General features: G+C 52.6%; 12 protein-coding genes. 6 read left to right on the forward strand and 6 right to left on the reverse strand.

Annotation, left to right across the window (positions count from 1 at the left end):
• Window positions 1-111 precede the first annotated feature (111 nt).
• Window positions 112-975 (forward strand): site-specific DNA-methyltransferase, encoded by an 864-nt coding sequence (locus JR338_12180; protein QRN83141.1) that lies wholly within the window; start codon window positions 112-114, stop codon window positions 973-975.
• Here JR338_12180 and JR338_12185 read toward each other — a convergent pair.
• A complete protein-coding gene (locus JR338_12185; GenBank protein ID QRN83142.1) occupies window positions 960-2,423 on the reverse strand; it encodes a hypothetical protein in 1,464 nt (487 codons plus the stop codon). The genes JR338_12180 and JR338_12185 overlap by 16 nt on opposite strands.
• Window positions 2,424-2,586: 163 nt before the next feature.
• Here JR338_12185 and JR338_12190 point away from each other — a divergent pair, with 163 nt between their 5' ends.
• Both JR338_12190 and JR338_12195 read left to right on the forward strand, forming a co-directional pair.
• A complete protein-coding gene (locus JR338_12190; GenBank protein ID QRN83143.1) occupies window positions 2,587-3,354 on the forward strand; it encodes a nucleoside phosphorylase in 768 nt (255 codons plus the stop codon).
• A 78-nt stretch (window positions 3,355-3,432) separates the two neighbouring features.
• Entirely contained in the window at window positions 3,433-4,722 is a 1,290-nt protein-coding gene (locus JR338_12195; GenBank protein ID QRN83144.1) for an alkaline phosphatase family protein, read from the forward strand.
• Window positions 4,723-4,752: 30 nt separating this feature from the next.
• Here the strand turns inward: JR338_12195 and glnA are convergent, their stop codons facing one another.
• Window positions 4,753-6,093 carry a type I glutamate--ammonia ligase gene (gene glnA, locus JR338_12200; GenBank protein QRN83145.1) on the reverse strand — a complete coding sequence of 447 codons (1,341 nt, stop codon included), beginning with the start codon at window positions 6,091-6,093 and terminating at the stop codon, window positions 4,753-4,755.
• A 520-nt stretch (window positions 6,094-6,613) separates the two neighbouring features.
• Here glnA and JR338_12205 point away from each other — a divergent pair.
• Window positions 6,614-7,462 (forward strand): hypothetical protein, encoded by an 849-nt coding sequence (locus JR338_12205; protein QRN83146.1) that lies wholly within the window; start codon window positions 6,614-6,616, stop codon window positions 7,460-7,462.
• A 1-nt stretch (window position 7,463) separates the two neighbouring features.
• Complete coding sequence (locus JR338_12210) at window positions 7,464-7,691, forward strand: hypothetical protein (protein ID QRN83147.1); 228 nt, start codon at window positions 7,464-7,466, stop codon at window positions 7,689-7,691.
• 134 nt (window positions 7,692-7,825) lie between these two features.
• Here JR338_12210 and JR338_12215 read toward each other — a convergent pair whose 3' ends face one another.
• The 4 genes from JR338_12215 to JR338_12230 are packed head-to-tail and all read right to left on the reverse strand — an operon-like array spanning window position 7,826 to window position 11,531.
• Window positions 7,826-8,530, reverse strand: coding sequence for a metallophosphoesterase (locus tag JR338_12215; GenBank protein QRN83148.1), 705 nt, complete (start codon window positions 8,528-8,530; stop codon window positions 7,826-7,828).
• A gap of 48 nt (window positions 8,531-8,578) precedes the next feature.
• On the reverse strand, window positions 8,579-8,953 hold the full coding sequence (gene acpS, locus JR338_12220) for a holo-ACP synthase (protein QRN83149.1): 375 nt from the start codon (window positions 8,951-8,953) through the stop codon (window positions 8,579-8,581).
• Window positions 8,954-8,955: 2 nt separating this feature from the next.
• Complete coding sequence (locus JR338_12225; GenBank protein QRN83150.1) at window positions 8,956-10,245, reverse strand: insulinase family protein; 1,290 nt, start codon at window positions 10,243-10,245, stop codon at window positions 8,956-8,958.
• Entirely contained in the window at window positions 10,242-11,531 is a 1,290-nt protein-coding gene (locus JR338_12230; GenBank protein ID QRN83151.1) for an insulinase family protein, read from the reverse strand. The genes JR338_12225 and JR338_12230 overlap by 4 nt, the downstream gene beginning before the upstream one ends.
• Window positions 11,532-11,670: 139 nt before the next feature.
• Between JR338_12230 and JR338_12235 the strand changes: the two genes are divergently transcribed.
• Window positions 11,671-13,008 (forward strand): FAD-dependent oxidoreductase, encoded by a 1,338-nt coding sequence (locus JR338_12235; GenBank protein ID QRN83152.1) that lies wholly within the window; start codon window positions 11,671-11,673, stop codon window positions 13,006-13,008.
• Window positions 13,009-13,010: the final 2 nt, after the last annotated feature.

Consider the following 13,010-nt stretch of genomic DNA (forward strand, 5'->3'; position numbering starts at 1 on the left):
ATATCCTATATCTTGTAATATAGTATAGTGTGCAATACACAGTATGTCAAGAATCTTTAAGGTTGTTCAATTTTAATATTTAGGGATGGAAAAAGCCAGGATGATGTTAAAATGGAGGCTATGGAAAATAAGATCATATTTGGCGATAATTTACCCGTACTCAAAGACCTGCCCAGTGAATCGGTGGACCTGATTTACATTGACCCGCCATTTAACACGGGCAAAGAACAATCCCGCAAACAGATCAAGGTGGAGAAAGATGAAAACGGGGACCGGGTAGGTTTTGGCGGCAACCGTTACCAGACCGAGGTCATTGGCGAACGTGGGTATAGGGATTATTTCGATGACTATCTGGGATTTCTGGAGCCGCGCCTGCTGGAAGCCTATCGAATTTTGAAACCCACCGGCAGCTTATATTTCCATATTGATTACCGCGAAGTGCATTACTGCAAGATCCTCCTGGATGATATATTCGGGCGGGATTCTTTCCTGAATGAGATTATTTGGGCCTATGACTTTGGCGGCCGTTCCAAAACCCGCTGGCCTGCAAAGCACGATAACATCCTTTATTATGTCAAAGACCCCAGGCATTACACGTTCAATCGGGATGAGGTGGACCGGATTCCCTACATGGCGCCGGGATTGGTGGGCAAGGAAAAAGCCGACCGGGGAAAATTCCCCACAGACACCTGGTGGCATACGATTGTCGGGACCAACAGCAAAGAGAAGACCGGCTATCCGACCCAAAAGCCCGTGGGTGTGATTAAACGGATTGTGGCGGCTTCTTCCAGCCCCGGTGACCTGGTGATGGATTTTTTCGCCGGCAGTGGGACGGTAGGGGAAGTATGTCTTGAATTGGGACGGCATTTTATTCTGGTGGATAACAATCCCCAGTCAATTGTCGTGATGCAAAAGCGTTTTTCGGAGGTTAATTCAATTGAGTGGGTGGGGGATCTGCCTCACTCAGCGTCATAAAAGAGGGGATGACGACGCAGCCGCCAGGCGATCTCTCGATTGAGGGTAAGCGCTTGGCCTTTTTCCAATGGGTTATCAATCCCACTGAAGTTGACCAGTTGCTCAATCAGTGCCTGCACCAGCCGTTTTAGGTCGCCGCTTAGGGCGGACCAGGAAAGCAGCACGCAGGCATGGGGCGAGGCTGGGGCCATGATCATGCCGGGGATTCCTGAGCTGATCGCTTCTAGCTCGGTGGTTTCGTCGCCTACGCCTTGCTGAATACTTTGGAGAATACCCACATTGAGGGCGCGTGGGTTGCTGATCGAATCAGCGATCATATAACTGCAATCAGCCAAGTCTTTTTCCACGTGGATGGTACTGAAGGTTGCCAACTCATCCGGCGCGGCCTGGATCACATTGATCTTGCCGCATTTGAGGCTGAGCGGGGTGATGAAATGGTTGAGCCCTTCGCTAATGGCGGTAAAGAAGGCATCGGTTTTAACAGGATCGTTAAAGCGTTCATCGGCAACTGCCACCCAGAAATTCAGGTCAATAGCCTGGGCATCCAAAGCCCTGCCGGAGCGGATGACGACATGGATCTCTTCCAGGTCTGTGTCTGCGGCGGTTTCAAAGCTGAAGCGGTAATCGCCGGGCTGGAGTGCCTGGTTATTGACCCTGGGGTAGAAGAAGCAGAGCTCGCCATGTTCGCCCACAATCGGCTTCGAGCAGAAATTACTTTCCAATTGGCCAGTCTGCGAATCATATTGATAGAGGGTCTGACCGCCGGGGGCATAGACCTCTTTCAGGCGCACCTGGCTGAAGGGGTCCTGGGAACGGGCTGCCAGCAACAGGGAAACATCGCCTTTTTCGACGTGCAGGGTGAAATCATCGGTCACGCGGAAATCCTGGAAGGTTTCTGTGGTTAGATCCGGGAATTCATTGAGTTGGCTTTCTCCCTTTTCAGGGCGGAACCGGGGATAGAAACGAATTTCCGATTTGAGGGCGTCAAAGGCAGCCTTCCCCTGGCTTTCCCAATGTTCAGCGGAAGAAATCACCAGGATGAAGAAGTATTGATTGATGTGGGGGGAGCAAGTTAGGGCAACCCCGAGACCTTCCTCTTCAGCGTTTTTGAAGTGGAGGTCATTTAAAAAACCGGTGATCTCCTGAATCCGATCCGTGCCGGCATCATCCACCCGGAATTCATCGAAACTTTCCATGAACTCGGAAGCGAGAAAGTCGTTCATTTCTGCAATGGAAGTGCCTTCCTTCAATTCGCCGCCAACCAGGCTGATCTCGATGTTGCCGTCTTCAGAATACATATAGACGGTTCGGTCGATTTCCAGTTCAAACCCTTCAATGGGTCGGAAAATGAAACCGCCTTCTTCTATATCAATTTCACCGCCGTAACGATAGTTGGGCAGTTCCGGTTCGCCGGGATTGGGCTTAGATTGGGGATTGGTTTCGGTCATAATCTCCTGCTCGTTCAAGGGCAATCAACTTTCTGTCTGATTTTACACCAGAAATGGATAATGGTTCCATTAGACGGTTAATATCATTTATACTAGGAAAATATTGATTAAGAAAGCTGTTGCCTGTGAATATAAGGGTAAATGGCGAGTGGAGGAACAAGAAATGGAAAAACACACCTTACCGATCCTTGAGTTTGATGCCACCCGAGAGGCTATCCTGGAGCCTTCCAAAGTGGTTGAGCCTGTGGACGTGCCTGAACATTGTGTGATTTGTTTTTTCGCCGAGGTGATTGAATCACTGGTGAAAAATCATGGCGCTAAGGTGATTGCTCATTCCCTTTCACAGATTGGGCAGCATCCACTTTATGAAATTGAATATGAAGGCCAGCGCTTGGCCTTCTTCCACCCCGGGATCGGCGCACCACTGGCGATCGGTCTATTAGAAGAGATGATTGCTCGGGGCTGTAAGAAATTTATGGTCTGTGGGGGCTGCGGTGTGCTGGATAGGTCCGTGGCCGTTGGGCATCTGTTGATCCCAGAGGCGGCGCTGCGGGATGAGGGCGTTTCCTATCATTATTTGCCCCCAGCTCGGGAAGTGAAAATGAACCCAGCCGCGCTGGCCGCAATTGAAAAGGTCCTGAAGCGGCGAGGGCTGGAATATCTGCGGACCAAAGCCTGGACAACGGATGCCATCTACCGGGAAACCCGCTCCAAGGCTGCAGAATATCTGGCGGAAGGGTGCCTGGCAGTGGAAATGGAAGCCGCAGCCTTTTTCGCGGTGGCGGAGTTTCGCGGCGTGGTTTTGGGACAGATCCTTTATGGCGGGGATGCTGTGTTGCAGGAAGATTGGGATGGACGGAAGTGGTCCTCTCGGGATGAAATCCGCCGGAACCTGTTCTGGCTGGCGGCGGAAACCGTCATGGAACTTTGAGTGAAAATTGAACCCAGGCAGATGGTTAAACTGCTCGATTGAATATAGTATGATTGTGTGATGACCAAAGGAGAGCAAATGAGCGACCTGATCACCAGGACTTTAAACCGCATTGATGAACATCGTAACCTCGAGCTGCCGCTAGATGGTGACCTGACTTTGCCGTTTTACGAAGGATTGTCATTGGCGAACCTTCCCGGCACCATGACCCAACTCTTGGGCGCGCCACACTTCGGGCGGCCGGCCTTGGAAGAATCTATGCTGGAATCGTTGGGTGGGCCTTATAAAAAGGTGGTTTTCCTCCTGGTGGATGCCCTGGGATATAACCTGCTCTCGAATCTGATGGAGTCTGTACCTAGCCTGGTTTGGAATGAGTTGAAAGAAAAGGGTGTTTTCGCACCAATCACCAGTGTTTGCCCCAGCACCACGGCCTCTGCATTGACGACACTCTGGACGGGGGTAGCCCCGGCCTGCCACGGCATTATCGGTTACGAGATGTGGGCCAAGGAACTGGGCGTAATCATGAATAATATCCTCCACTCAGCCGCGATGGCACGCGGGGATGTGGGCGGCCTGGCACGGGCGGGCTTCAATCCCCACGAATTCCTCAATCGACCGCTTCTGGGGACGCATTTGTTGGAAAATGGCATTCAGCCCACCGCCTTTATCCACTATTCCATTGCGCATTCCGGCCTTTCGGTGATGCAGATGGAAGATGTGGATCTCAAACCTTATGTGGATGAAGCCGATCTGAGCATCAGCCTGGCCGATTTCCTGAATGGGCGGGCAGGTGAGCGGGACTATACCTACGTTTATTACAGCGATGTGGATACTTTAATGCACCGCTTCAGCGCTAGTGACGAGCGGGTGGCCTTACAGTTCGCCGCGTTTTCCGATCTGTTCCGCAAGGGCTTTTTGGACCGGTTGTCACCGGAGGTCGCTGAGGAAACAATTTTAATTTTAGCTGCCGACCATGGTTCCAAGCTGACCCTGATCGACCCGAAGTATGACCTTTCAAACCATCCAGAGTTGAAATCTCACCTGATAATGTCGCCAACCTGTGAACACCGGCTCACATTCTTCTACACTAAACCCGGTAAAGCCGATGCCGTCCGGGCCTATATTGAGCAGACCTGGCCGGGCGAATTCCTGTTATTGGATTCGCAGAAGGCTTTGCAGGCCGGGCTGTTTGGTAATGGGGAGATAAAAGAACAGGCCCCCGACCGGGTGGGCGATTTGATCGCCGTGGCCCGGGGGGGAGCCTATTTCTGGTGGGCGCCGACACCCAATCACATGCTAGGCCGGCATGGTGGTCTCAGCAGGGAAGAAATGCTGGTACCGTTCCTGGCCGTGCCCTTAGGCAGGTGAGTGCAGGCGTTTGTTGAAACCTGAGGTATCTCAGGCGCTTGTCAGGTAACGATTCAATTCCCAGTCGGTGACATGCGTGCGGAAATCTTCCCACTCTGCCATCCGAGATTTAAGGAATGCCTCTGTCAGAATACCGCCCAGAGCGGACTGCAGGGTTTGGTCTGCTTCAAAGGCAATCAGAGCCTCGAAGAGTGACCCGGGCAGCATTTCGATACCGAGGTCAATCCGTTCTTCTGCAGTCAATTCATAGACATTCGTCTGGTTAAGAGGCTTGGGGCAGCTCATGCCCTTCTCGATGCCGTCCAAACCGGCTGCCAGCATGGCATTGAAAGCCAGGTAGGGGTTGGTGGATGGATCCGGGAAGCGTAGCTCGAGCCGAACAGTCTTGGGATTGTCAGCCATAGGCTGAGGGATGCGGATCAGCGCAGAGCGGTTCACCTGGGCCCAGCCGATATAGACGGGGGCTTCGTAACCGGGAACCAGACGCTTGTAGGAGTTGACCGTGGGGGCCACGACTGCCGTGAGTGCACGCGCGTGATTCAAAACGCCGGCTGTATATTGGTAGGCCAGGGGGGATAACTTGATGGGGTCATCCTCATCGTAGAAGAGGTTGTTGCCATCTAGATCAAAGATCGACTGATGACAGTGCATCCCAGAGCCGTTGATCCCAAAAACGGGTTTGGGCATGAAGGATGCGATCAGGCCGTGTTGGGCTGCAATTGCTTTCACGGCGTACTTTAAGGTCAGGACGTTATCAGCTGTCTTCAGCGCTTCGGCAAAGTGGAAGTCGATTTCGTGCTGTCCAATGGCGACTTCATGGTGGCCCATTTCAATTTCAAGGCCCATCTGGCTGAGGGCCTCCATCAACTCGGTGCGCACTCGGACAGCCTCGTCATTGGCGGAGAAATCAAAGTAGCCGCCGATGTCGTGGGGAACGGGGTTAATATTCTCGTTGCCATTGCGTAGGAAGAGGAAGAACTCTGGTTCAGGGCCGATGTTGAGCAGCCATTTGCGATCTTCTTTCATGCTCGCGAGACGGCGTTTGAGCACACCGCGGGGATCACCCTCAAAGGGTTCGCCATTGGGACGATAGATGTCACATAGGACACGAGCCCGTTTGAATTCATCCGGCGACCAGGGCAGAATGGCGTAGGTGTCAGGATCGATGACCAGCTGCATATCGCTTTCTTGGATACGGGCAAAGCCTTCAACGGATGAACCATCAAAGAAGATCCCATTTTCCAATACCGAGGGTACGTGATATTCCGGTACATCCACGCTCTTGACCACGCCATTCACATCAGTGAATTGGAAGGAGACGAACTTCACGCCGTCTTGTTTCATTCTTTCAAGCACATCTTTTTTATCCATATTTTCCTCCAATATAAACACGAATCAGAATTTTCCAACGGAGTGCACAATTTAAGATAAGGTACTCGAACTTACCGCCGGGAATCAATATTCCAGGTTTGCTCACTATGGTTGCTTTGGCCTGCTTGTCGCCAGGCAGTTTTGGACATCCATTATGGGAAAGGAAACTTAGACCCGTGTTCAGGCCCAGGAGGCATCCGCTGATCTATCGATTTTCCCCGGGTATAACCGGGTTAGCCCTTCCTTCGCAAGAAGGAACCTCCACCTCGTCATCTCGACCCTTCAATGGGTGAGACTCAGCCGCTTGTTTCTTTTTTATTAAATTGTAGTTGCGATGCAACAGCTATGCTTTACCAAACCCATGATTGGGAATGGTTAATTGGATTATTTATAACATTTTTTAGCTTTGGAGTCATGGATTTTTGGTTAAGAACTGGTAAAAGAAATCAGTCTCTTGACATAGAACAGAAGTTCTGTATAATATAGAACACACGTTCGATTCTTGGAAAGAGAGCATGAAATGGCACTTCCCCAAATCATTTCCAATACATTTGGACCTCAATTGAAGACTATACCCGGGCTGCGCTCCCGTTCAATTTCCGGCAAAAGGATGAAAACCCGCGGGCAGCAGGCCGGCCTGGCAACCGTGAATGCCCTGATGGAGAGCCTGGAGCCAGTTCCTCAACATGTCGTCCTTCTGGGGCGCTGTCAGGATGGGCTGCCCTTCCTGATGTCATTGGGCGATCCTGAACTGGGTGCAATTCTGATCGGCTGTGAACGGGGCTTTGGCAAAACCCATCATTTGCAGGTATTGGTAGATTCAGCGATCCAGTCCCACTCCCCGCGGGATCTGCAGGTTGCAGTTCTGACCCTCAATTCGGCGGAATGGTCCCGGTTTGCCGATCAAACAATATCTGGCAAGTATCTGTTGGGGATGGCGGCCTGGTATGATCCCCAGGCGGAGCAATTGATTAAAAACCTGACCGAATTGGCCGAATCCCGCCGGGTTGGGCAGCGGCGCGGACCGGACGTGCTGCTGGCATTGGATGACCTACCAGCCTTGCACGACATGAGTTGGGAGGCCCAGGTGAACCTGCGCTGGCTGCTGGAATATGGGTCCCAATCCGGAGTCTGGTTGGTGGCAACGGTCAACGCCGAGGATGCCAGTGACCTGCGTTATTGGATTGACACCTTTCGCACCCGAATCGTTGGGCAGGTGGGGGATGAGAACGCCGCTGAAATCCTTTCCCAGCAGGCCGGAACATCTTTGGCAGACCTGGCCCCCGGTGAGTTCAAGGCCTGGACCGGAACAGGTTGGATTCGCTATACCTTGCCCCTTTTGGGCAAAGTGAACATGCTGGAGGGCTAGGATGGATATCGGTCTGCTCTGGTTTGATAACGACCCCGAAGTTGACCTGGCGGGTAAAGTGACTCACGCAGCAGAGTATTACCGGGTTAAATATGGAGAAGACCCCAATCTCTGCTTTGTGCATCCGAGTATGTTGACTGAAAAGGTGAAAGCGCAGGCAGGTGCTGTGGCGATCCGCTCGAACAGCACGGTTTTGCCCCATCATTATTGGATAGGTGTCCAACCGTAAATTAAATCAACCCCTGACTCGTTCGGTGGGCACCTATTCAAACAGCCATGCTGCTGTGAATTGTCGTTACTGGATTCCTGCGTAGGAAACAACCGCCATCCGGCAGCATGGCTGATAAAAAAACATCCCCCGCTCTATGAGTTGGGGGATGCTGCATCTTCCGTTTGGGTGGGAAGGGGTTGTATAGAAGGATTATGTTCCAGGGGGAGGTCGGGCAATGAGAGCCTTCTGTAGCCGTAGGTGTTGAGCACCAGGGTTTTACCGATTTTGGTCTCAGTGGCGATCCCGGGCCGGTAAATGTGAATGTGGCCATGAATATGGAATGCAGGCTCGAAAGTTTCGATCAGCCAGTTGAAGGCTTTGACCCCTTGATGGGCGCGGTCGTCATCATCATGGATCCCCCAGGGCGGGGCATGGGTGACGAATACATCCAGATAACGGCCGTAGCGCACTTTGTTCCACATCAGCGCTGGGACCAGTTGCATCACCATCGACCACATTTCTGCCTGAGTGTATTGGTATTTGCCCCGGTTATAAACCAGCGACCCTTCGATCCCGGCCAGTAGGAGACCGGTTTTAGGGTCCTGGACCACTTTGCGGTGCAGGTCAACAGCGCCCCAGGGTTCGGTTCGTGTGCCGCCAATTCCATATTCCACAATTTTGGCATGGTTGCCGCGAACATAGTACAAGGGGATATCCAGTGTGCTGATGATGTACTCGAGGTAATAATAAGAAAGATCCCCACTGCTGAGGGCCAGGACAACGTCCTTGAATCGCTCTTTGATTTGGGGACTATAAATGAGGGGAACCTCTTTGTCGCTGACCGTTAACAATTTCATAATCTAATTGTAAAACAAAATAATCAAATATGTTAGTTAGGCAGAATGTCAGGATCGATTCCCCATCCCAACGGCCATCGCAATCGCTTTTGTGCGATCATGGCTGATGCTCACTGACCATTCCTTAATTCCCAATAATTCAGCGATAGTGACGGCTTTACCGTGGAGTTGTACCGTGGGCTGGCCAGACGGGAGGTGGATGATTTCAATGTCCCGCCAGTGAACGATTCCGATCCCGGTTCCGAGCGCTTTGGAGACCGCTTCCTTGGCGGCAAAGATGCCGCTCAGAGCATCATTACGGTCTTGAGCCTGGTCGATCTCCTTTTCTGTGAATACCCGTTGGATGAAGCGCGCTCGAATGGCCGGACGGATTTGTTCCAGTCGGGCAATTTCGATCGTGTCAATACCACTGCAGAGTGTCATGGTTACGGTCCTGCCACTGTGACAATGAGATTGTCGGGGTTGAGGTATCTTCGGCTGGCTTCAAGGATTTGTTCGGCGGTTACGGCTTTGATCCTATTGGGATACTGGATGAAATAATCCAGCCCAAGATCAAAACGCTCCATATTTAATAATGAGATCGCCACCCCATTATTGGATTCGAGCAGCAAGGGTAAGCGCCCCAGGAAGAGAGACTTTGAATCGTCCAGTTCTTCAGCGGTCACTGGCTCATTGACAAAACGCCGGGCTTCTGCAGACATCAATTCAATGGCTTGTTCAACGCTGCGGGGGTTCACGCCTGCAATCATCTCCCAGGCGCCGGGACCCAGGCTGGAACTCAGATTGGAATAAACGTAATAGGCCAGGCCGGAATCTTCCCGAACGCTCTTGCCCAGCCGTCCCATCATGCCGAATTCGCCGAGGATGTTATTGCCGATCCGCAGCGGGACATAATCGGGTGAGAGGCGTTCTGGGGCCTGGCAGCCGATGACGATATCCGCCTGGGATTTGCCGTTGATAGTCAGGCTCTTGCGGGCGGGTTGGGTGATGGGCGCCAGGGGAGGCAGCTCTGGCAAGTGTTCCTGCTCGAGGTTCGACCAATCTCCCAGGGCGGCTTTGATGGCATCCACGGCTGTTTGAGGTTCCACTGCGCCGACAATGGCAATGGTCAGCCCCTGGGGGCCAAAGGTGCGTTGATAGAACCGAACCAGATCTTCCTTCTCGATGGCTTGCACGGTCTCAATATAGCCATCATCCGGGCGTTCATAGGGGTGACCGGCAAAAACGGCCTCATCAAAGAGCATGGATGCCATGGCGGCGGTATCCTGAGCGCGGATCGCCAAACCGGTGAGCATTTGCATTTTTAGGCGGTTAAATTCCCGATCCGGGAAGGTGGGGTGTCGGAGGCATTCAGCCACCAGCCCCATGATCAGGTCCAGGTCCTCGCTGAGGGAGTGGGTACTGAAGGCTGAGGTCAGGGTGCCGGAGGAAAAGCCGATTTTCGCACCAACCGACTCGATTTCGTTATAGAGAGCCTGGAAATCATAATGCGCTGTGCCGGACATCAGGCTGTTTGCCGTCAGATAGCTCAGGCCAAGTTTTTCATCCGGGTCAAAAATGCTGCCGCTGGGCAGGTACCCTCGGATGGAAAGGGTGGGGCTGTTGAAGTTGGACCGTGCCAGAATTGTGATCCCGTTGGGAAGGACTTCCCGAGTAATGTCATCCGGGCTGGGCATGGCGGTTGTCTGAGGGGTAAAGGGGGCTTTGTTTGTCATTGGCTGAGACTTTCTTCCGGCAGGTAAAAGCCAACTACCCGGTTATCAGGATTGAGGGCTTCCCGGGCAATGCGCAGGACGTCCTTGGGCGTGACTTTGGCGAGGTGGTTGACGTAATTTTCGAACCAATCGTAATTGGCGAACATATCGGTGTAGCCCAGCCAGAAGGCCTGGTTGGAGATGTTTTCACTGCTGTAGGCAAACAGTGCTTTGGCTTGTTTGATCGCCCGGGCAATTTCCTCCTGCATGACTGGTGAATCCATCACTCGTTTCAATTCATCATCCACAGCCTGGAGGACTTCTTCCGGGGTATGGGCGGGATGCACGGTCAGGTTGATTGAGTAAAGATAGGGATCATGCGTGGCTTGAAGGGTGCCGAAGCAAGAGACGGCGATCTCACCTTCCACCAGGGCCCGATAGAGACGGCTGGTCTTATTGGTAGTGCCACCGGAGCCGAACATATTGAGGCTGCTGGGGCCGGTAAGCAGGCTGTCCAGCACTGTGAGACCGAAGAAATCCAGGTCACTGGCAGAGGGCGCACGGTAGGCTATTTGCACATAAGCGGTCTGGCCGGGGCCATCCACTGTCACGCGCCGTTCAACGCCCAGTGGCGGCTCCACGGGAATAGCTTGTTCGATTGACCCTTTGCTGGGGATTTCACCAAAACTCGCCGCAACTTGTTGAACCATCTGATCGATATCAAAATCACCGGCCAGTGCCAGAACGGCGTTGGCGGGATCGTAAAAGCGTTGATAATGACCATAAAGCTGGTCACGGGTGATGGATTCGAGATCATCCTTCAGCCCGATCACTTCATAGCGATAGGGGTGCTGGTCAAAGGCGGCTTCCTGGATGGCCTCGTTGAGCAGGAAATGGGGTTGATTTTCATTGCCCTCACGCTCAGAGATGATCACGGTTCGTTCCATGTTCACTTCTTCGGTCAGGAAGCGGCTGTTGACCATCCGGTCAGCTTCCAGTGAGAGACTGAGTTCTGCCATGCTGGCGGGAAGGGTTTGGAAATAGGTGGTCCAATCGAGATAGGTCATGGCATTCCAGATGCCGCCCACTCTGGAGATTTCCCGGTCCAGATAACCCGCAGGGAACCTGTCAGTCCCCTTGAACTGCATGTGTTCGACCCAATGAGACACACCGGTGATCCCCGGATGCTCGTTGCGAGAGCCGACTTTATACCAAATCCAGCTGCTGATGATGGGTGCGGTATGAATTTCTTTTAAATGGACGGTCAGGCCGTTGGGGAGGGTGTAAAAATGGGTTTGATTGGTCATAAGGCTCTCAAATGAATGCTGATTATGCTGGAATCGCTTCTGATAGTAGACCTATCCAGTATAATGCAGAGGTTTTATGTCCACATTATTATATGCCATAATTCAAGTCGGAATGGCTTGTTTTCTTACGAGGTGAGCTTTGACAAAGATTGAACAAAATCCCCATTTGGTGGCGGTGATCGGTGCGGGACCGGCCGGCCTGTATGCCGCGCAAGCGTTGGCAAAAGCAGGAGCCCAGGTGGTGCTGTTTAACCGTGATATCAAGCCGGGTGGACTGGCGGAATATGGGATTTTTCCGGATAAATATAAGATGCGCCTGGGGTTGATGAACCAATTCAACCGTATTCTGAACCATCCTAATGTTCACTATCTGGGAAATATCTCCATTGGTCAGCAGGGCGATCTCAAACTGGATCAGCTCCGCAGGGCCGGATTCCAGGCTTTTATGGTCACTATTGGGGCGCAGAAGAATAATTGGCTGGGCTTGCCGGGTGAAGACCTGGAAGGCGTTTACCAGGCGAATGACATCGTTTTTCATTACACCCAACACCCGGAGATGGCGGACTGGCAGCCCAGTTTAGGCAAGCAGGTTGGGATCATCGGCATGGGGAATGTGATGCTCGATATCGTTCACTACCTCAAGCAGCGGAAAGAGCCCAGAAACGTGACGGCTTTTGCACGGCGAGGGCCTACCGAAGTCAAGTTCGATAAACAAACGTTGGAACCGGTTGCCAGTTGTTTGGACTTGCCTGAAATTCGGGCTGCAGTGGATGAAGCCATCCCCCATACCAACAAGGTTGGTGGGGATGCGGAAGAGTTCTATGACCTTTTGGCCCAGGCCCGTGAGAAAGCTGAGGAGTGTGATTCGGGGATTGATTTCGGATTGAAATTCCTCCGCTCTCCCCGGCGGATCGTGGGGGATGAACAAGGTCGGGTGAAGGGCGTGGTCTTTGAAATCAATCAATTGGTGCGAGAAGGGGACCGGGTGAAATCGGTCGGCACCGGCCAACTGGAAACCGTTCTACTGGATACGGTGATTTTCTCGATTGGTTCACGGGTGAGCGACCGCTTCGGTCTGCCGGTGGCACATGGACATTTCGTCACGACACCTGACCCGCGCTACCCGGTGGACGGCATTTCCTATGAGGTTTATAACCCGGACCTTTGCATTGAATGCGATGATATTTTCGTCAGCGGCTGGGCAAGGGTACCCGGTGAGGGAATTGTGGGCCTGGCTCGCAAGGACGCTGAAAGAGGCGCAAAAGCCGTCCTGGCCTATCTCGACACGCTGCCGCCTAGCACACTAACAGCTGAACAGGCGCTGGAAGCGCTGCCGCCGGTGAATGACCGTCTGGTGGATTTGGATGATCTGAAAAAGCTGGAGGCTGTGGAACAAAAAAAGGCAGACGAGAGTGGTCTGCCAGCTTTCAAATTCGGCACTCGCGAGGAGATGCTGAGAGCAATTGATCAGACTTAATC

Source organism: Chloroflexota bacterium (assembly GCA_016887485.1).
Lineage (GTDB): Bacteria > Chloroflexota > Anaerolineae > Anaerolineales > Anaerolineaceae > Brevifilum.

What these genes read in the sequence shown, in the direction of transcription:
- glnA (QRN83145.1), bottom strand. Translation starts at nt 6,093, where the DNA reads ATGGATAAAAAAGATGTGCTTGAAAGAATGAAACAAGACGGCGTGAAG.
- JR338_12205 (QRN83146.1), top strand. Translation starts at nt 6,614, where the DNA reads ATGGCACTTCCCCAAATCATTTCCAATACATTTGGACCTCAATTGAAG.
- JR338_12215 (QRN83148.1), bottom strand. Translation starts at nt 8,530, where the DNA reads ATGAAATTGTTAACGGTCAGCGACAAAGAGGTTCCCCTCATTTATAGT.
- JR338_12230 (QRN83151.1), bottom strand. Translation starts at nt 11,531, where the DNA reads ATGACCAATCAAACCCATTTTTACACCCTCCCCAACGGCCTGACCGTC.
- JR338_12185 (QRN83142.1), bottom strand. Translation starts at nt 2,423, where the DNA reads ATGACCGAAACCAATCCCCAATCTAAGCCCAATCCCGGCGAACCGGAA.
- JR338_12180 (QRN83141.1), top strand. Translation starts at nt 112, where the DNA reads ATGGAGGCTATGGAAAATAAGATCATATTTGGCGATAATTTACCCGTA.
- JR338_12210 (QRN83147.1), top strand. Translation starts at nt 7,464, where the DNA reads ATGGATATCGGTCTGCTCTGGTTTGATAACGACCCCGAAGTTGACCTG.
- JR338_12195 (QRN83144.1), top strand. Translation starts at nt 3,433, where the DNA reads ATGAGCGACCTGATCACCAGGACTTTAAACCGCATTGATGAACATCGT.
- acpS (QRN83149.1), bottom strand. Translation starts at nt 8,953, where the DNA reads ATGACACTCTGCAGTGGTATTGACACGATCGAAATTGCCCGACTGGAA.
- JR338_12225 (QRN83150.1), bottom strand. Translation starts at nt 10,245, where the DNA reads ATGACAAACAAAGCCCCCTTTACCCCTCAGACAACCGCCATGCCCAGC.
- JR338_12190 (QRN83143.1), top strand. Translation starts at nt 2,587, where the DNA reads ATGGAAAAACACACCTTACCGATCCTTGAGTTTGATGCCACCCGAGAG.